General features: G+C 72.0%; 18 protein-coding genes and 1 riboswitch. Of the genes, 13 read left to right on the forward strand and 5 right to left on the reverse strand.

Annotation, left to right across the window (positions count from 1 at the left end; translation table 11 throughout):
- Nucleotides 1-85: 85 nt before the first annotated feature.
- The 3 genes from VE614_RS32920 to VE614_RS32930 all read left to right on the forward strand — a co-directional run bounded on the left by VE614_RS32920 (nucleotide 86) and on the right by VE614_RS32930 (nucleotide 1,268).
- A complete protein-coding gene (locus VE614_RS32920) occupies nucleotides 86-415 on the forward strand; it encodes a DUF3618 domain-containing protein (RefSeq protein WP_324945859.1) in 330 nt (109 codons plus the stop codon).
- A gap of 78 nt (nucleotides 416-493) precedes the next feature.
- Nucleotides 494-796, forward strand: a complete 303-nt coding sequence (locus tag VE614_RS32925) for a GroES family chaperonin (protein ID WP_373296984.1) — start codon at nucleotides 494-496, stop codon at nucleotides 794-796.
- A 54-nt stretch (nucleotides 797-850) separates the two neighbouring features.
- A riboswitch (guanidine-III (ykkC-III) riboswitch) is annotated at nucleotides 851-913 on the forward strand.
- A 34-nt stretch (nucleotides 914-947) separates the two neighbouring features.
- Nucleotides 948-1,268 carry a DMT family transporter gene (locus VE614_RS32930; RefSeq protein ID WP_324945815.1) on the forward strand — a complete coding sequence of 107 codons (321 nt, stop codon included), beginning with the start codon at nucleotides 948-950 and terminating at the stop codon, nucleotides 1,266-1,268.
- Nucleotides 1,269-1,298: 30 nt separating this feature from the next.
- On the opposite strand, the gene VE614_RS32935 is transcribed toward VE614_RS32930, so the two are convergent.
- Entirely contained in the window at nucleotides 1,299-3,698 is a 2,400-nt protein-coding gene (locus VE614_RS32935; RefSeq protein ID WP_324945817.1) for a transglycosylase domain-containing protein, read from the reverse strand.
- A gap of 199 nt (nucleotides 3,699-3,897) precedes the next feature.
- Here VE614_RS32935 and VE614_RS32940 point away from each other — a divergent pair, with 199 nt between their 5' ends.
- Genes VE614_RS32940 through VE614_RS32955 form a run of 4 tightly spaced genes read left to right on the forward strand, consistent with a single transcriptional unit; the run spans nucleotide 3,898 to nucleotide 7,259 of the window.
- Entirely contained in the window at nucleotides 3,898-4,698 is an 801-nt protein-coding gene (locus tag VE614_RS32940; protein WP_324945820.1) for an ABC transporter permease, read from the forward strand.
- Nucleotides 4,699-4,747: 49 nt separating this feature from the next.
- On the forward strand, nucleotides 4,748-5,524 hold the full coding sequence (locus VE614_RS32945) for an ABC transporter permease (RefSeq protein ID WP_324945861.1): 777 nt from the start codon (nucleotides 4,748-4,750) through the stop codon (nucleotides 5,522-5,524).
- 16 nt (nucleotides 5,525-5,540) lie between these two features.
- The gene (locus VE614_RS32950; protein WP_324945823.1) at nucleotides 5,541-6,509 is read left to right on the forward strand and encodes an ABC transporter ATP-binding protein; all 969 of its coding nucleotides are present in this window, start codon (nucleotides 5,541-5,543) and stop codon (nucleotides 6,507-6,509) included.
- Nucleotides 6,510-6,542: 33 nt separating this feature from the next.
- On the forward strand, nucleotides 6,543-7,259 hold the full coding sequence (locus tag VE614_RS32955; protein ID WP_324945826.1) for a DUF1707 domain-containing protein: 717 nt from the start codon (nucleotides 6,543-6,545) through the stop codon (nucleotides 7,257-7,259).
- Nucleotides 7,260-7,505: 246 nt separating this feature from the next.
- On the opposite strand, the gene VE614_RS32960 is transcribed toward VE614_RS32955, so the two are convergent.
- Entirely contained in the window at nucleotides 7,506-8,837 is a 1,332-nt protein-coding gene (locus VE614_RS32960) for an SGNH/GDSL hydrolase family protein (RefSeq protein ID WP_324945829.1), read from the reverse strand.
- A 365-nt stretch (nucleotides 8,838-9,202) separates the two neighbouring features.
- On the opposite strand from VE614_RS32960, the gene VE614_RS32965 reads away from it, so the two are divergent.
- On the forward strand, nucleotides 9,203-10,465 hold the full coding sequence (locus tag VE614_RS32965; protein ID WP_324945832.1) for a DUF445 domain-containing protein: 1,263 nt from the start codon (nucleotides 9,203-9,205) through the stop codon (nucleotides 10,463-10,465).
- Between the two features lie 123 nt (nucleotides 10,466-10,588).
- Complete coding sequence (locus VE614_RS32970) at nucleotides 10,589-12,079, forward strand: MFS transporter (RefSeq protein ID WP_324945835.1); 1,491 nt, start codon at nucleotides 10,589-10,591, stop codon at nucleotides 12,077-12,079.
- Between the two features lie 117 nt (nucleotides 12,080-12,196).
- Here the strand turns inward: VE614_RS32970 and VE614_RS32975 are convergent, their stop codons facing one another.
- Entirely contained in the window at nucleotides 12,197-12,649 is a 453-nt protein-coding gene (locus tag VE614_RS32975) for a hypothetical protein (protein WP_324945838.1), read from the reverse strand.
- A gap of 207 nt (nucleotides 12,650-12,856) precedes the next feature.
- Between VE614_RS32975 and VE614_RS32980 the strand changes: the two genes are divergently transcribed.
- The gene (locus VE614_RS32980; RefSeq protein ID WP_324945842.1) at nucleotides 12,857-13,807 is read left to right on the forward strand and encodes a GlxA family transcriptional regulator; all 951 of its coding nucleotides are present in this window, start codon (nucleotides 12,857-12,859) and stop codon (nucleotides 13,805-13,807) included.
- A gap of 10 nt (nucleotides 13,808-13,817) precedes the next feature.
- On the opposite strand, the gene VE614_RS32985 is transcribed toward VE614_RS32980, so the two are convergent.
- The gene (locus VE614_RS32985) at nucleotides 13,818-14,126 is read right to left on the reverse strand and encodes a hypothetical protein (RefSeq protein ID WP_324945845.1); all 309 of its coding nucleotides are present in this window, start codon (nucleotides 14,124-14,126) and stop codon (nucleotides 13,818-13,820) included.
- Between the two features lie 140 nt (nucleotides 14,127-14,266).
- Between VE614_RS32985 and VE614_RS32990 the strand changes: the two genes are divergently transcribed.
- On the forward strand, nucleotides 14,267-14,692 hold the full coding sequence (locus VE614_RS32990; protein WP_324945848.1) for an Hsp20/alpha crystallin family protein: 426 nt from the start codon (nucleotides 14,267-14,269) through the stop codon (nucleotides 14,690-14,692).
- Between the two features lie 85 nt (nucleotides 14,693-14,777).
- Nucleotides 14,778-15,227, forward strand: coding sequence for a DUF2267 domain-containing protein (locus tag VE614_RS32995; RefSeq protein WP_324945851.1), 450 nt, complete (start codon nucleotides 14,778-14,780; stop codon nucleotides 15,225-15,227).
- On the opposite strand, the gene VE614_RS33000 is transcribed toward VE614_RS32995, so the two are convergent.
- The gene (locus VE614_RS33000; RefSeq protein ID WP_324945854.1) at nucleotides 15,228-15,701 is read right to left on the reverse strand and encodes a hypothetical protein; all 474 of its coding nucleotides are present in this window, start codon (nucleotides 15,699-15,701) and stop codon (nucleotides 15,228-15,230) included.
- A gap of 102 nt (nucleotides 15,702-15,803) precedes the next feature.
- Between VE614_RS33000 and VE614_RS33005 the strand changes: the two genes are divergently transcribed.
- The coding region (locus VE614_RS33005) for an alpha/beta hydrolase (RefSeq protein WP_324945857.1) at nucleotides 15,804-16,364 on the forward strand (561 nt) is incomplete at its 3' end.

Genomic DNA, 16,364 nt, shown 5'->3' on the forward strand with positions numbered 1-16,364 from the left:
GTAACCGGGGGTGCTGACAGTGCGGCGGGCCGCCGAGCTGACAGACTGTCCGGAACAGGCAAACGCAGACTTCGGAGGCCGTACGGTGGCGGACACGTCGGACACCAGAACCCCGGCGCAGATCGAGGCGGACATCAAGCGACGCCGCGAAGTGCTGGCCGAGACGCTCGACGAGATCGGGGTGCGGGTGCATCCGAAGACCATCGTCGGGGATGCCAAGGCGAAGGTGGTCAGCAATATCGATCACACGGTCGGGCGGGCATATGTGCAGCTCAATCGTGTGGTGAGTGAGGTGAGGGCGTCGCTCGTCGATGACGAGGGGGCACCGCGACTGGAGCGGGTCGTACCCGTCGCGCTCCTTGCCGCGGGGGTTGTGGGGCTGCTCGTCCTCGGGACCCGGCGGCGCAAGGGCTGAGGCCGGACAGGTAGGTTCGAAAGCGTGAGCGCCAAGAGAGACGACCAGAACATCCCGCACGACAAGCTGCCCATCCGGATGCTGCACGACCGCGTGCTCGTACGGCAGGACACCAGCGAGGGCGAGCGGCGTTCGGGCGGCGGCATCCTGATCCCCGCCACGGCGGCCGTGGGCCGTCGCCTGGCCTGGGCGGAGGTCGTCGCGGTGGGGCAGAACGTACGGACCGTGGAGCCGGGCGACCGGGTGCTTTACGACCCCGAGGACCGCGCCGAGGTCGAGGTGCGCGGTGTGCCGTATGTGCTGATGCGGGAGCGCGATCTGCACGCGGTGGCCGCGGACCGGTTCGAGGGGTCGGAGGACTCGACGGGCCTGTACCTGTAGACCCGCGGTGGGGAAGGGCCGGTGACCATCGTCACCGGCCCTTTCCGCTGCCTTTGCTACGTTGGAACGGCACCCGACGAGACGCGCCGTACCGGGTCAAGGCAAAGACGACGCACCCCGTTCAGCGACACACGTCTCTCGGAGGTGCCTCATGGCCTGGGTTCTGCTGATCGTCGCCGGGCTGCTGGAGGTCGGCTGGTCGATCGGGATGAAGTTCACCGACGGCTTCACCCGTCTCGTCCCGAGCCTGTTCACCGGTGCCGGCATCGTCGCCAGCATGCTGCTGCTGTCCTGGGCCGCCCGTTCCCTGCCCATCGGTACCGCCTACGGCGTCTGGGTCGGGATCGGCGCCGCCGGTTCGGCGGTGCTCGGCATGGTGGTGCTGGGGGAGCCGGCCACCGCCGCCCGGATCTTCTTCGTCTGTCTGCTGCTGGTCGCCGTGGTGGGGCTCAAGGCGACCTCCGGTCACTGAGCCCCACCCGGCGGGGTCATCCCGGCGGGGTCACTCGCGGCGGCCGGTCGGTGTGGTGCCCGCCGTCGTTCCGGCCGGGCCGCCGGTGCCGCCCGGGGTGCCGCCGGTGGTCCCGCCGTCGGTGCCGCCGGTGGTCGTGTCGCCCGTGGTCCCGCCGTCGCCGGTCGTGCCGCCGTCGCCGGTGCCGCCGCCGTCGGTGGGGGTACCGCCGGTGGTGGTCTCGCCGGTGGTGCCGCCGTCCGTCGTGCCGCCGTCCCCGGTGGTGCCGCCCTGGGTCTGGCCCTCGGTGCGGCCCTCGCCGGTGCCGCCGGTGTCGCCGGTGTCGCCGGTCGCGCCGGGGCTGGCGGCGTCGGCCGGAGCGTCGGTCTCGGGGGCCTCGGTGGTCGGCGGGACCTCCGGGTACACCCAGTCCTCCGCGCCGTTCTGGAGCTCCAGGTTGAACTCGGTGGCCGGGGTGCCCTCCAAAGCGTCCTTCGTGAACTGGGCCCAGATCGCGGCGGGCGGGCCGCCGCCGTTCATCCGGCGCTCGCCGAGCGCGCCGTAGAGCGGCTTGTGCGCGGCGGTGACCGGGTCCTGGCCCATGACGGCGACGACGGTGGCCAGGTCGGGCGTGTAACCGGCGAACCAGGCGGCGGTGTCCTCCTCGGCGGTGCCGGTCTTGCCGGCGGCCGGGCGGCCGGCGGCGAGGGCGGCCTGCGCGGTGCCGTTCTCGACGACACTCTGGAGGATCGAGGTGGTGGTGTCGGCGGCGGCGCGGCTGATCGCCTGGCGGGTCGTGCGCTGGGGGAGCTGGATCTCGACGCCGTCCTTGGTGAGTTCCTCGATCATGGTGTACGTGCCGTGCTCGCCGTGGTTGGCGAGGGTGGCGTACGCCTCGGCCATGTCGAGGACGCTGGCCGTGGCCGTGCCCAGGGCGATGGACGGGCCGGTGTGCAGTTCGGGGGTGTCGGCGGGCAGGCCCAGGTCGATCGCGGTCTGCTTGACCTTGTCGGAGCCGACGTCGACGGCCATCTGCGCGTACACCGAGTTCACGGACTTGTCGGTGGCCTCGCGGACGGTGATGTCGCCGTAGTCGTAGTGGTCCTCGTTCTCGGGAGCGTAGTAGCCGCCGTCCCAGCCCTGAACGGGGCGTTCGCTGGTGCCGTCGTAGAGGGTGTTCGGGGTGATGGGGCGGCCGTCCTGGGTGGTGGAGTCGTTCTCGACGGCGGAGGTGAACACGAACGGCTTGAAGGTGGAGCCGACCTGGAAGTCGCGGCGGGTGGCGTTCGGCGTGTACTGCTTCACGTAGTCGATGCCGTTGTACATCGCCACGACCTTGCCGGTCTTCGGGTCGACGGCGGCGCCGCCCGCGCGGACGTAGGCGTCGACCTTGTTGTTCTTCGGGTCCAGCTTGTCCATCAGCTGGTCGTTGACGGCCTTGACGAAGGCGTCCTGCTTGGGCTTCTCCAAGGTGGTGGTGATGCGGTAGCCGCCCGCGTCGAGGGACGCCTCGTCGACGATGTCGTTCTTGATCAGGTAGTCCTTGACGATGCGGACCACGTAACCGCGCTGTCCCGACAGACCGGTGGAGACGGTGGTCTCCTTCGGCATCGGGAACTTCATCCCGGCCCGCTCGGACTCGCTCAGCCAGTCCTCCTTGACCATGCCGTCCAGGACGTAGTTCCAGCGGGCCTCGGCGAACTTCCGGTTCTCCGGGTGGGCGACGACGTCGTACTCGCTGGGCGCGTTCAGCAGCGCGGCGAGATAGGCGCCCTGGGCCGCGTCGAGTTCGGTGGCGTCGACGCCGTAGTAGGCCTGGGCGGCGGCCTGGATGCCGTAGGCGTTGCGGCCGAAGTAGCTGGTGTTGAGGTAGCCCTGGAGGATCTCGTCCTTGGACGTCTCGCGGTCCAGCTTGATCGAGATGAAGAACTCCTTCGCCTTGCGGGTGAGCGTCTGCTCCTGGGCGAGGTAGTAGTTCTTCACGTACTGCTGGGTGATGGTGGAGCCGGACTGCTTGCCCTTGCCGGTGGCGGTGTTCCACGCGGCGCGGACCATCGCCTTGGGGTCGACCGCGGACTCCGAGTAGAAGTCGCGGTCCTCGGCGGCGAGCACCGCGTGCTGGGCGTCCTTGGAGATCTGCGCGAGGGTGACGTTCTCCCGGTTGACCTCGCCGTCGCGGGCGAGCTGGGTGCCGTCGGCGTAGAGGAAGACGTTGCTCTGCTTGGTCGCGAGGGCGTTGGCCGGCGGGATCTTCACCAGCGAGTAGCCGAGGAAGAACACTCCGCCGAGCAGCAGCAGGCCGATCACGAAGGTGCCGAGGACCATCCGCCAGGTGGGGATGACGCGGCGCCAGCCGGTGCGCCTCGGCCGCTTGGCCTCGCCGCCCTCCGGCCCGCCTCCCGGCCCGCCCTCGTTCGGCTGTTGCGCCTGCGCCTGCGGCTCGTCGCTCATGTCGTGCACGGACTCCTGTTTCGCCGCGTACGTTCCCGTACGCCTCGTACGTTTAAGCGCCCCCCGGATGAAGACTCTCGCACCGCGCGTTCCGTTCCCGGATCACCGCACGGGTCTGCCGGAAATCGCGTGGCAGGCGCCGCGGGCCGCCCGCTAGGCTCCTGCGCTTCGTGTCGGCGGGCCCGGGGAGGCGGTTGGTGTGGGTGCGGGACGGTTGTACGCGGCCGTCGCTGCGGGGGGTTTCCGACGGTACGCGACGTACCGGGCGGCCACGGCCGCGGGGGTGTTCGCGAATACCGTCTTCGGGCTGATTCTCGTCCATACCTACCTCGCGCTGTGGGAGGAGAGACCGCAGCTCGGCGGGTACGACCAGGCACAGGCGGTGACCTATGTGTGGTTGGGCCAGGCGCTGCTGGCGGCCGCCGCGATCGGGGGCGGTGGGTTCGAGGACGAGCTGATGGAGCGCATCCGTACCGGTGATGTCGCGATCGACCTGTACCGGCCGGCCGATCTCCAGCTGTGGTGGCTCGCCGCGGACCTGGGCCGGGCCGCGTTCCAGCTGCTGGGGCGCGGTGTGGTGCCGTTCGCCTTCGGGGCGGTGTTCTTCGAGGTGGAGCTGCCCTCCGAGCCGCTGGTCTGGGCGGCGTTCCTGGTGGCCGTGGTGCTGGGGACGGTGGTCAGCTTCGGCATCCGCTACCTGGTGGCGCTGAGCGCGTTCTGGCTGATGGACGGCACGGGCGTGGCGCAGATGGCGTGGCTTGCCGGGTTCTTCTGCTCGGGGATGCTGCTGCCGCTGAACGTCTTCCCGGGCGGGCTGGGGGAGGCCGTACGGGCGCTGCCCTGGTCGTCGCTGCTCCAGGCGCCCGCCGACGTGCTGCTGGGGAAGGCCGACGCGCTGCCGACGTTCGCCTTCCAGGCGGCGTGGGCGGTGGGGCTGCTGGCGGCCGGACGGCTGGTGCAGTCGGCGGCGACGCGGCGGGTGGTGGTGCAGGGTGGCTGAGCGCCGCTTGGGGGAGAACCGGCTGGCCGACGGCGTGCGCGCTTACCGGATGATCACCGCCATGTGGATCCGCTCCACGATGGCGTACCGCGCGTCCTTCGCGATGACCACCTTCGGCAACTTCGCGGCGACCGCGCTGGACTTCGTGGCGATCCTGCTGATGTTCTCCCGGGTCGACGCGCTCGGCGGCTACGCGCTGCCCGAGGTCGCCTTCCTGTACGGCCTGTCCAGCGTCTCCTTCGGCCTGGCCGACCTGGCGATCGGCTCGATGGACCGGCTGGGCCGCCGGCTGCGCGACGGCACCCTCGACACCCTGCTGGTGCGGCCGGCGCCGGTGCTCGCCCAGGTCGCCGCGGACCGGTTCGGGCTGCGCCGCCTGGGCCGGGTCACCCAGGGCGCGCTGGTGCTGACGTACGCCCTGTGGACGGTGGACATCGACTGGACCGTGCCGAAACTGCTGCTGATGCCGGTGACGCTGGTCAGCGGGGCGGGGATCTTCGGCGCGGTGTTCGTGGCGGGGGCGGCGTTCCAGTTCGTCGCGCAGGACGCGTCGGAGGCGCAGAACGCGTTCACGTACGGCGGCACCACGCTGCTGCAGTACCCGCCGACGATCTTCGGCAAGGAGCTGGTGCGCGGGGTGACCTTCGTCCTGCCGCTGGCCTTCGTGAACTGGCTGCCCGCCGCGTACATCCTGGACCGGCCGTATCCGCTGGGGCTGCCGCAGTGGGTGGCGTTCACGCCGCCGCTGGTGGCGGTGGCGTGCGGGGCGCTGGCGGGACTCGCGTGGCGGGCGGGGCTGCGGACGTATCGGAGCACGGGGAACTGAGGAGCTGAGGGTTCCAATGGACAGTGCCTTCATCGAGGTGGACCGCGTCGAGAAGGTCTTCGACGTGCGCAGGAAGACCGGCTTCCTCAAGCGGGAGCGGCGGCAGGTGCGGGCCGTCGACTCGATCTCGTTCACCGTGCCGCGCGGTGAGATGGTCGGGTACATCGGGCCGAACGGCGCCGGCAAGTCGACGACGATCAAGATGCTGACGGGGATCCTGACGCCGAGCGGCGGCCGGCTGCGGGTCGCCGGCATCGACCCGTCCCGCGAACGGTCGAGGCTCGCGCACCGGATCGGGGTGGTGTTCGGGCAGCGGACGACGCTGTGGTGGGACCTGCCGCTGATCGACTCGTACCGGCTGATGCACCGCATGTACCGCATCCCCGACGCCCGGTACCGCGCCAACCTCGACCGGTGCGTCGAACTTCTCGAACTGGACGCCCTGCTGGACGTGCCCGTGCGCCAGCTCTCCCTCGGCCAGCGGATGCGCGGTGACATCGCGGCGGCGCTGCTGCACGACCCCGAGGTGCTGTACCTGGACGAGCCGACCATCGGCCTCGACGTGGTCTCCAAGGCCCGAGTGCGCGGCTTCCTGCGGGACTTGAACGCCGAGCGCGGCACCACCGTGCTGCTGACCACGCACGACCTCCAGGACATCGAGCAGCTGTGCTCGCGGGTGATGGTCATCGACCACGGGCGGCTGATGTACGACGGCCCGCTGGCCGGGCTGCACGAGGCGGGGGAGAGCGAGCGGACCCTGGTCGTGGACCTGGAGCGGGAGCTGCCGCCGATCGACGCCCCGGCCCCGGCCCGGGTGGTGCGGGTGGAGGGGCCCCGGCAGTGGCTCGCCTTCCCGGCCGCGCAGTCGGCGGCGCCGCTGGTGGCGCGCATCGCGGCGGAGTATCCGCTGGTCGACCTGTCGGTGCGGGAGCCCGACATCGAGGCCGTGATCGCCCGGATGTACGAGGAGCGGGCAACCGCGTAGTGCGCGGCGCGGGGAGTCCGTAGGCTGCTGGGTATGACCGACGATGCTCCGGAGCTGCGCGCCTCCGACGCCGATCGTGAACGAGTCGCCGAGGTCCTGCGGGACGCCCTCGCGGAAGGGCGGCTCGACATGACGGAATTCGAGGAGCGGCTCGACGCGACGTACCAGGCGCGGACCTACGGGGAACTCGCGCCGATCACCCGTGACCTGCCGGTCGCGTACGGCACCGGGCCCGCCGTGCCGATGACGAAGGACCCGTCCACGGCCGGGAGCTGGGCCGGGCGGATCGTCGGCGGCGAGGGGTCGTCGGCGCGGGCCGTGGCCGTGATGTCGGGGTTCCAGCGCAGGGGGCGCTGGACCGTGCCGCGGCGGTTCGACTGCTTCGCCTTCTGGGGCGGCGGGGAGGTCGACCTGCGGGAGGCGGACTTCGTGGCGGGCGAGGTACGGATCAACTGCGTGGCGATCATGGGTGGGGTGAACGTCGTCGTGCCGCCCGGCGTCGAGGTCGTGGTGCGCGGTATCGGGGTCATGGGCGGCTTCGACCAGCGCGAGGAGGGCGTGCCGGGTGAACCCGGCGCCCCCCGGGTGATCGTCTCCGGGTTCGCCTTCTGGGGCGGCGTCGGGGTGGAGCGCAAGCCGACCCGGGCCGAGCGCAGGCGGCTGAAGGGGGAGCGGCGCCAGGGCAAGCCGGAGCGGAACCCCCACGGTCATGAGCTGCACTGGCGCGATCCGCACGGCCGGAAGGACTGAGTCCGTCGGCGCGACGTGCGCGGCCGGGGATGACGGAGCCCGGGCTGGGCAGCTGAGTTCGCCGGCGCGGTGAGGGCGGCTGGGCCTCGCGCGGGCGGGGACGACTGGGCCCCGGTGGGACGGCCTGAGGTGGTCGGTACCCGCACGGGTGGGACGGCCGGACGGGGCGGGACCTCCGCGGGCGGGACCCGCACGGCCGGGAGGCCCGCGCCCCGCCGGGAGGCCCGGGGGGCGGTGCGGCGTCCGCTACAGCCGGGCCGGTGCCGCGCCCTTCAGGTCGTCCAGGTCGATCGCGTGCGCCATCCGCTCGTAGCCCCGGTCGCTCGGGTGCAGGTGGTCGCCCGAGTCGTAGTCGGCGCGCAGGCGGCGGGGGTCGTAGGGGTCGCGCAGGGCCTCGTCGAAGTCGGCGACGGCGTCGAAGACCGAGCCGGAGCGGATCTCCGCGTTGATCTCCCGGCGTACGCCCTCCCGCTCGTCCGTGTAGCCGCGGTGGCCGTAGAACGGCATCAGGGTGGCGCCGACGACCTTGATGCCGCGGGCGTGCGCCTGGCGGACCAGGGTGCGCAGGCCGTCGAGGATCCGGTCGGGGTCGGCGAGCCGCCGGCTGCGCAGGATGTCGTTGACGCCGAGGTCGATGACGACGACCTTGACGTTCGCGCGGCCGAGGACGTCGCGGGCGAAGCGGTCGAGCCCGCTGGGGTTGTCGGCGGGGCGGCCCGGGCCGTCGTGGAGCACGCGGTTGCCGCTGATGCCCTGGTTGACCACGCCGTAGCGCGGTACGTCCCGCCCGCTGGCCACGGCGTCGCGGATCCGCCCGGACAGGACGTCCGGCCAGCGGCGGTTGGCGCCCTCGGTGGACCCGGCTCCGTCGGTGAGGGAGTCGCCGAGGGCGACGACGGTGCCGTCGGACTCGTTGCTCAGCACGTCCAGCGCGGTGAGGTAGCGCCAGTGCCCGACCTCCTCGGTGTACGCCGCGCCGGTCACGTCCTCGGTGCGGTCGCCCCGGGCGGCGAAGGAGATCTGCCGGGCGCGCGGATGGCAGGTGACCGGGCCGGCGGAAGCGGGGGAGTAGGTGGTGACCAGGACGTCGCTGTCGTGCGGGACCGCGAGGCGCACCGCGTCGCTCGTCACCTGGCCGCCGGCCGGGACGGCGACGGCGGTGGCACCGGCGAACGTCAGCCGCCGCATCGTCTCCGGCACGGCCGCCGCGCTGCCGTCGGCGGCGGCCAGGGCGATCGAGGCGTGGGTGACGCGCAGCGGGCGCCGGCCGTAGAGATTGGACAGCGTGATACGGGCACTCGTCCCCCCGACACTGGTGTGGACGACGTTGCGCACCGAGCGGTCGGCCAGGCCCGTGGTCTCCGTGCCGGGCTCGGCCGCCGCCGGGGACGCCGACCAGGTACCGACCCAGGTGCCGGTGGAGGCGGGTGCGGCGGAGCTGCCCGGGCGGTTGCCCGCGGTGGCGGCCCGGCGGGCGCTGCCGTCGCCGGCCGAGACACCGGCGTATAGGGCGGCGGAAAGGGCCACGATCAGGGCGCAGATCGCGGCGAGCAGGGCATAACCGTGACGCCTGGTCATGCGGGTGTGGGTCTCCTCGGGCGCGCGGAGCCCCGGAGGCCCCGGTGTGATCACTTCATGATGCGTCATGCGGCGGAGAGGAGGCGCACAGGACCCCCTGGGGGTCGGGGGTGTCCACCCCTGGACCACCTCCTGGTCCAACCCTGGGACTTCCCCGGCCGGACAGACGCCGGGAACTCTCGTTCCGTTCCGGGAGTCGGTCAGGAAGGGACAATGTCATAGCGGGGCATCGGGAACGGGTGGAGTGGATGGATCTTACGGAACCGGATGGGAAACCGGACAGGCAACCGGACGAGGCGCCGGATCGAGCGGGCCGCGAGGGCCGGGCGGCCGCCACCCGCGTCCCTGCCTCCGCCGCCCGCGCCATGACCACCTTCAGCGCCGCCGACGAGGAGAAACGGCGCGGGGTGCGCCGCATGAAACTCACCGCGACCGGCCTGCTGCTGTTCGTCGCAGTGGTCTACGTCCTCGCCGAGATCGCCGCCCACCAGGGCGCCGGCGCCTGGGCGGGCTATGTCGCCGCCGCCGCCGAGGCCGGCATGGTCGGCGCGCTCGCCGACTGGTTCGCCGTCACCGCCCTCTTCCGCCACCCCCTCGGCCTGCCCATCCCGCACACCGCGATCATCCCGAACAAGAAGGACCAGCTGGGCGTCTCCCTCGGTGAGTTCGTCGGCGAGAACTTCCTCTCCGAGGACGTCGTACGGCAGCGGCTGCGCGCCGTCGGCATCGGCAGCAGACTCGGCGTCTGGCTCGCCGAACCCGCCAACGCCGACCGGGTCACCGCCGAGCTGGCCACCGCCCTGCGCGGCGCGCTGACCGTGCTGCGCGACTCCGACGTGCAGGCGGTGGTCGGCGAGGCGATCACCCGGCGCGCCGAGGCCCAGGAGATCGCGCCCGGCCTCGGCAAGATGCTGGAGAAGGTCGTCGCCGACGGCGGCCACAAACGGGCCGTCGACCTGATGGTGACCCGGGCGCACGACTGGCTGGTGCTGCACGGCGGCGATGTGATGGACGCCGTCCAGGGCGGCGCCCCCGGCTGGACCCCGCGGTTCGTGGACCGCAAGGTGGGAGAGCGGGTCTACAAGGAGCTGCTGCGCTTCTGCGCCGAGATGCGGGACATGCCCTCCCACCCGGCCCGCGGCGCCCTCGACCGCTTCCTCACCGACTTCGCCACCGACCTCCAGTCCGACACCGACACCCGGGGCCGGGTGGAGCGGCTGAAGGGCGAGGTGCTCGGCCGGGGCGAGGTCCAGGACCTGATCGCCTCCGCCTGGACGGCCGTACGGTCGATGATCGTCTCCGCGGCGGAGGACGAGCGCAGCGAGCTGCGGCTGCGGGTGCGGGCCTCCCTGCTGTCGCTCGGCGCCCGGCTGGCGGTGGACCCGAAGACGCAGGACAAGGTCGACGGCTGGGTGGAGGGCGCGGCGGTGCACGTGGTGACCACCTACCGCAAGGAGATCACCTCCCTCATCACCGACACCGTGGCGGGCTGGGACGCCGAGCACACGACGAGGAAGATCGAGGCGCACATCGGCCGTGACCTGCAGTTCATCCGCATCAACGGCACGGTGGTGGGCTCCCTGGCGGGGCTGCTGATCTACACGGTGTCGCGCGTGCTGGGGGCGTAGGCCGACGGTGTGGGCGGGGCCTGACCAGGCGTAAAGGCGGGGTTGACGGGGCACCCGGCCGGGGCTGCCACGTCCTTTTCGGCAGTGCCGCCTTCGGTCGGCTGTCTCGACGAGGAGGAGCCCGTGTCCGTCGGTACCGTCACCACCGCCGTCCCCGCCCGCCTGGACAGACTTCCCTGGTCGCGCTGGCACTGGATGATCGTCATCGGCCTCGGCACCGTCTGGATCCTGGACGGCCTGGAAGTGACGATCGTCGGCAATGTCGCCGGCCGCATCGCCGAGGAAGGCAGCGGCCTCGACATCTCGGCCGCCCAGGTCACCGGCCTGGCGGCCGCGCTGTATGTGGCGGGCGCCTGCGCGGGCGCGCTGTTCTTCGGCTGGCTGACCGACCGCTACGGCCGCAAGAAGCTGTTCATGGCGACGCTGGTCGTCTATCTGGCGGCGACCGCGCTGACCGCGCTGTCCTTCGAGACCTGGTGGTTCTTCCTCTTCCGCTTCCTCACCGGCTTCGGCATCGGTGGCGAGTACGCGGCCATCAACTCCGCGATCGACGAGCTGATCCCGTCGCAGTACCGGGGCCGCGTCGATCTGATCATCAACGGCAGCTACTGGCTGGGCGCGATCGGCGGCTCGCTGCTGTCCATCGTGATGCTGGACACCACGATCTTCCCCAAGGACCTCGGCTGGCGGCTCAGCTTCGCCCTCGGCGTCGTCCTGGGCCTGGTCATCCTGCTGGTCCGGCGGCACGTCCCGGAGAGCCCGCGATGGCAGTTCATCCACGGCCAGGGCGAGCAGGCCGAGCAGCTGGTCTCCTCCGTCGAACGAGAGATCGAACAGGAGAAGGGTGAGCAGCTGCCGCCGCCCGCCGGTGAGATCACCATCCATCAGCGCAAGAGCATCGGCTTCGGCCTGATCGCCAGGACCGTCTTCGGCACGTACCCGCGCCGCGCGGTCCTCGGACTGTCCCTCTTCATCGGGCAGGCGTTCCTCTACAACGCCATCACCTTCGGCTTCGGCACCATCCTCATCACCTTCTTCGACGTGCCGACCGGCCACACCGGCTACTACTTCGCCGTCATCGCGGCCGGCAACTTCCTCGGCCCGCTCCTGCTCGGCAAGCTCTTCGACACCGTCGGCCGCCGCATCATGATCTCCAGCACCTATGTGATCTCCGGCCTGCTGCTGTTCGGCACCGCGTGGCTCTTCGACCGTGGCTCGCTGACCGCCACCACGATGACGGCCTGCTGGTGCGTGGTGCTGTTCTTCGCCTCCGCGGGCGCCTCCAGCGCGTACCTCACGGTCTCCGAGATCTTCCCGATGGAGACCCGCGCGATGGCCATCGCCTTCTTCTACGCCCTCGGCACCGCCGCGGGCGGCATCAGCGGCCCGCTGCTCTTCGCCGACCTGACCGAGTCCGGCGTGGTCGGCGACACCGTCCTCGCCTTCCAGATCGGCGCCGGGCTGATGTGCGCGGCCGGGCTGGTCGCGGCGTTCCTCGCGGTGAAGGCGGAACGCCGCTCGCTGGAGGACATCGCGCGACCGCTGTCGGAGGCGGTGGAGAAGACGGGGGCGGCCGGGGCGTCCTCGGTACGGACCGGGACGGCGACGCCGTAGCCCCGGCTCCCGGGACGGTGACGCCCTAGCCCCGGTTCCTGGGACGGTGACGCCGTAGTCCCGGCTCCCGCGGCGGTGGGTTCGCCTCGGCTACGCGCCGCGGCGGGCCCGCCTCGGCTATGCCCCGGTGGTGGACCCGGGCCGGACGATCATCAGCACGGTGACGGCCGCCCACAGCAGGTTGAACATCCCGGTGAACATGGCGAGCCGCACGGTCGCCTCCCTGGACCCGCCGCTCCCCTCCAGCAGCGCGCTCTGCCGGGGCAGCACCAGGGCGACGAGGACCAGCGCGGCGAGCGCGGTCAGCGCGATCGACACGATCAGCCAGGCGTCGCCGAGCACCCCCATGCTGCTCGCGGTGGCGAAGCCGAAGACCGGCACGACGACGCCGACGGTGGCATAGACCCGGCAGATGCGGTGCAGCAGGCGCACGGTCTCGGTGGCGCGCGCGTCACCGGGTGCGGCCATGGCCCGCCGTGCGGCGGGCGGGAACATGCTCGCCGCGACGGTGACGGGCCCGATCGCGACGATCGCGGCGAGGACGTGGACGGTGAGGAGGAACTTGGTCACGCCGGTGACGGTAGGCGGAGCCGGGGATCTTGCAGAAGTGGCGATAGTGCCAGGGTTCGACGGATTCTCGCCAGCGGTGCGGGCGGAGGCGGGCGCGGAGCTGGGGAGGGATCAGGGGGGATCGGGGAGGGCTGGGCGAGGGCTGTCCGGGGCAGACCCGGCCGGCTTCTGGTTGGCGACTTCCCGTCGTACCCCTACGCTCTCGCCATGCACACCGTCGCCGTACTGGCCCTGGACCGGGTGATCCCCTTCGACCTGTCCGCCCCGATCGACGCGTTCGGCTGGGCGCGGCTGCCGGACGGCCGGGAGGCGTACCGGGTGCGGGTCTGCTCGGACCGGGAGGAGGTCGGCGCGGGCGCGTTCACGGTGCGGGCGCCGTACGGGCTGGACGCGCTGGCCGAGGCGGACACGATCATCCTGCCCGGCGTGGAGGAACCGCCCGACCCGCTGCCGCCGGGCGTCACGGAGGCACTGCGCGTGGCGGCGGCGCGGGGCACGCGGATCGCGTCCGTCTGCGTCGGGGCGTACCTGTTCGCCGCGACAGGCCTGCTGGACGGGCTGCGCGCGACCACGCACTGGATCGCGGCGCCGGACCTCGCGGCGCGCTACCCGAAGGTGACCGTCGACCCGAACGTCCTCTACGTCGACAACGGCCAGTTCCTGACCTCGGCGGGCGCGGCGGCGGCGCTGGACATGTGCCTGCACATGATCCGCAAGGACCACGGCTCGGCGGTCGCCGCGCACGCCGCCCGGATGTCCGTGATGCCGCTGGAACGGGAGGGCGGCCAGGCCCAGTTCATCGTCCACGACCGCCCGCCGGCGCCGTCCGGGGCGACGTTCGAGCCACTGCTGCGCTGGCTGGACGACCACTGCGACAAGGCGCTGACCCTGGAGGACATCGCGGCGCGGGCGGGCATGAGCACCAGGACCCTGAACCGCCGGTTCCGCGAGCAGACCGGCACGACGCCGTTGCAGTGGCTGCACCGGGCGCGGGTGCGCAGGGCGCAGTACCTGCTGGAGACGACGGCCTACCCGGTGGAACGGATCGCGGCGCAGGCCGGCTTCGGCTCCCCGACGGCCTTCCGGGAACGTTTCCGACGGGTGGTGGGGACGAGCCCGCAGGGCTACCGGAGGGCGTTCCGAACGGACACGGTGTGAGGGGAGGCCCTCAGCGGTCCGTCTGCCGGTCGGCGACGGCCCAGGAGGCGAGGGCGACGGCGCCGGCCACCCCGAACACGGCGGGCCAGGCGCCCACCTTCTTGGCCAGCGGGTGGGACCCGGCGAAGGCGGCGACGTACGCGGCCGTCAGGGCGCCGGCGGCCTTCCCGCCGGCCCGCTGCCGCCACCGCCGGGCCGCCGCGGCGCCCGCGACGGCCAGTACGGCTCCGCCGAGCGGCCGCTTCCCGGTCCAGCGGGCGACGCCGTAACCGCCGACGAGACCGCTCGCGGCGACGAGGGAGCTGGGAATGTCTGCCATGGCCCCGACCATAGCTCGGGGATGGCGGCCGAACCCGAACCTGAGCCGGGGCTTGTCAAGTTTCCTCTCGGGAGTTATATAAAAAGCCGTAGGGCATCGCAGACGACACACACAGCGCCTGCCGAGAGGAGTGACTTGTGATGCTCATGCGTACCGACCCCTTCCGCGAACTCGACCGCCTCGCGCAGCAGGTCCTCAACACCCCCGCCCAGCCGGTCGCGATGCCGATGGACGCGTACCGGGCCGGCGACGACTTCGTCGTCCACTTCGACCTGCCCGGCGTCGACCCCGAGACGATCGAGCTGGACGTCGAACGCAACGTCCTCACCATCCGCGCCGAGCGCCGCTTCCCGGCCCCGGAGGACGCGGAAGTGCTCGTCGCCGAGCGACCCACGGGCACCTTCACCCGCCAGCTGTTCCTCGGCGACACCCTCGACGCCGAACGCATCGACGCCTCGTACGACGCCGGAGTGCTGACCCTGCGCATCCCGGTCGCCGAGGCGGCCAAGCCACGCCGCATCCGGATCACGGGCGGCGACGGGGGCAGGAAGCAACTGAGTGGCTGAGTGACTGAGCGGCTGAGTGACTGAGCGGCTGGACGGCTGACCGCCGGGGACCGAGGAACAGCGAACTGGGAGGAGAAACGCAACGATGACCGTGACGACCGTGACGACGACGCAGGACCCCGCTGGCTTGGACGCGGACGGCTGGCCGGCGTTGATCGACGCGGTGCGGGACGCGGGCCAGTACCCCACGAGGACGGAAGCGGAGCGGGTCACCCGCATCGTGCTCTCCGCGCTGGGCGGCCACGTCACCGGAGACGAACGGGTCGACCTGGCCCGGGCCCTGCCCCCCGAGGCGGCCAGGGTGATCGCCTCCCAGATCCCGGCGACCCGTCCCCTGACCGCCGCGGAGTTCGTGGACTCGGTGGCCGCCCGCATCGAGGGCGCGACCTCCGCGACGGCCCGCTGGGACGTCAGCTCGGTGCTCAGCGTCCTGCCGCCCCTGATCGGCAAGGACCTGGTGGCCCGCATCCTGTCCGAACTCCCGCCGGGCTACGCGCTGCTGTTCGGCGTACCGGAACTGACGCGAGCGGCGTAACTAGCGATTGCGCTGCCGCTGCCGGGCCCGCAACTCCACGGCATACGCGGAGCAGACGGCACCCCCGGCAGCGGCAAGCCCAGCCCCGAAGGCGACGGGATTGACGTACGCGGGCACATCACCACTCCCGTGACTCCCCCCGTCGCTCGTCTCGCACACGAACCCGAGCGGCACCCAGTCGACGTGATAGCCGGTGACCTGGCCGTCCGCCTGCTGCCCGGGCGTACGACAGGCCTGCACCGGCGCGGAACCGGTCCCCCCGTCCTGCGCCTGCATGACGGCCCCGGACACCCCCAGCAGCCCCCACCCGTACGCCCCGGCCGCGACGGCCGCGGCGATCGCGGCACCCCCGCGCAGCACCTCCGGAAGGCTCTGCCGCCGCAGCCCGCCGGCGAAGGTCTGCCCGCCGTACCCGAGAAACCCGACGACGGCGACAGCGCACACCACGAGCAACAGCAGGCTCATATAGAACATCCACGGAGTCCAACAGCCCACCAGCCACCCGGCAGTGGCGGAACCCACACCTCCGGCAACAGAATCGCCACAGTCCACATCAGCGACCGGAGGAACCGAGACATGCCCTCTCTGACCATGCCGGACGGCACGCACCTCGCCTACCGCGTCCACACCCCACCCGGACCGCCCTCCGGCCGGCCACCCCTTCTCCTCCTCCACGGCCTGGCGGGTCACATGGGCGAGTGGGACGCCGTGCGCGCATACCTGCTCCGCGACGGCCACACAGTGATCGAGTACGACGCGAGAGGCCACGGCGCCAGCACCCGCCGCCCACCGACGATGACCCGAGCGGCCTGCGTCGCGGACGCGGCGACACTGATCAGGAAACTCGGACCGGCTCCCGCGACCCTCATCGGCCAGTCCCTGGGCGGCCACACGGCCCTCCTCACCGCGGCGGCACACTCGGACCTGGTCGCGGCCCTGATCCTGATCGAAGCGGGCCCAGGGGGCCCAGCCCCAGACCTCCCTTCCCAAATCTCCACCTGGCTCCGCTCCTGGCCCACCCCCTTCAAATCCCTGTCCTCCGCCGAGACCTTCCTCGGCCACGAGGCCTGGGCAAGAGGCCTGGAGGAGCACCCGGACGGCTGGCACCCCCGCTTCGACGCGGACCAGATGACAGCG

The organism is Streptomyces sp. (genome assembly GCF_035645055.1).
Lineage (GTDB): Bacteria > Actinomycetota > Actinomycetes > Streptomycetales > Streptomycetaceae > Streptomyces.

Bases quoted from the DNA above. Each gene is read 5' to 3' on its own strand.
- VE614_RS32925 (WP_373296984.1), top strand. From the start codon at position 494: ATGCTGCACGACCGCGTGCTCGTACGGCAGGACACCAGCGAGGGCGAG.
- VE614_RS32930 (WP_324945815.1), top strand. From the start codon at position 948: ATGGCCTGGGTTCTGCTGATCGTCGCCGGGCTGCTGGAGGTCGGCTGG.
- VE614_RS32935 (WP_324945817.1), bottom strand. From the start codon at position 3,698: ATGAGCGACGAGCCGCAGGCGCAGGCGCAACAGCCGAACGAGGGCGGG.
- VE614_RS32945 (WP_324945861.1), top strand. From the start codon at position 4,748: ATGATCACCGCCATGTGGATCCGCTCCACGATGGCGTACCGCGCGTCC.
- VE614_RS32950 (WP_324945823.1), top strand. From the start codon at position 5,541: ATGGACAGTGCCTTCATCGAGGTGGACCGCGTCGAGAAGGTCTTCGAC.
- VE614_RS32955 (WP_324945826.1), top strand. From the start codon at position 6,543: ATGACCGACGATGCTCCGGAGCTGCGCGCCTCCGACGCCGATCGTGAA.
- VE614_RS32960 (WP_324945829.1), bottom strand. From the start codon at position 8,837: ATGACCAGGCGTCACGGTTATGCCCTGCTCGCCGCGATCTGCGCCCTG.
- VE614_RS32965 (WP_324945832.1), top strand. From the start codon at position 9,203: ATGACCACCTTCAGCGCCGCCGACGAGGAGAAACGGCGCGGGGTGCGC.
- VE614_RS32980 (WP_324945842.1), top strand. From the start codon at position 12,857: ATGCACACCGTCGCCGTACTGGCCCTGGACCGGGTGATCCCCTTCGAC.
- VE614_RS32985 (WP_324945845.1), bottom strand. From the start codon at position 14,126: ATGGCAGACATTCCCAGCTCCCTCGTCGCCGCGAGCGGTCTCGTCGGC.
- VE614_RS32990 (WP_324945848.1), top strand. From the start codon at position 14,267: ATGCTCATGCGTACCGACCCCTTCCGCGAACTCGACCGCCTCGCGCAG.
- VE614_RS32995 (WP_324945851.1), top strand. From the start codon at position 14,778: ATGACCGTGACGACCGTGACGACGACGCAGGACCCCGCTGGCTTGGAC.
- VE614_RS33000 (WP_324945854.1), bottom strand. From the start codon at position 15,701: ATGTTCTATATGAGCCTGCTGTTGCTCGTGGTGTGCGCTGTCGCCGTC.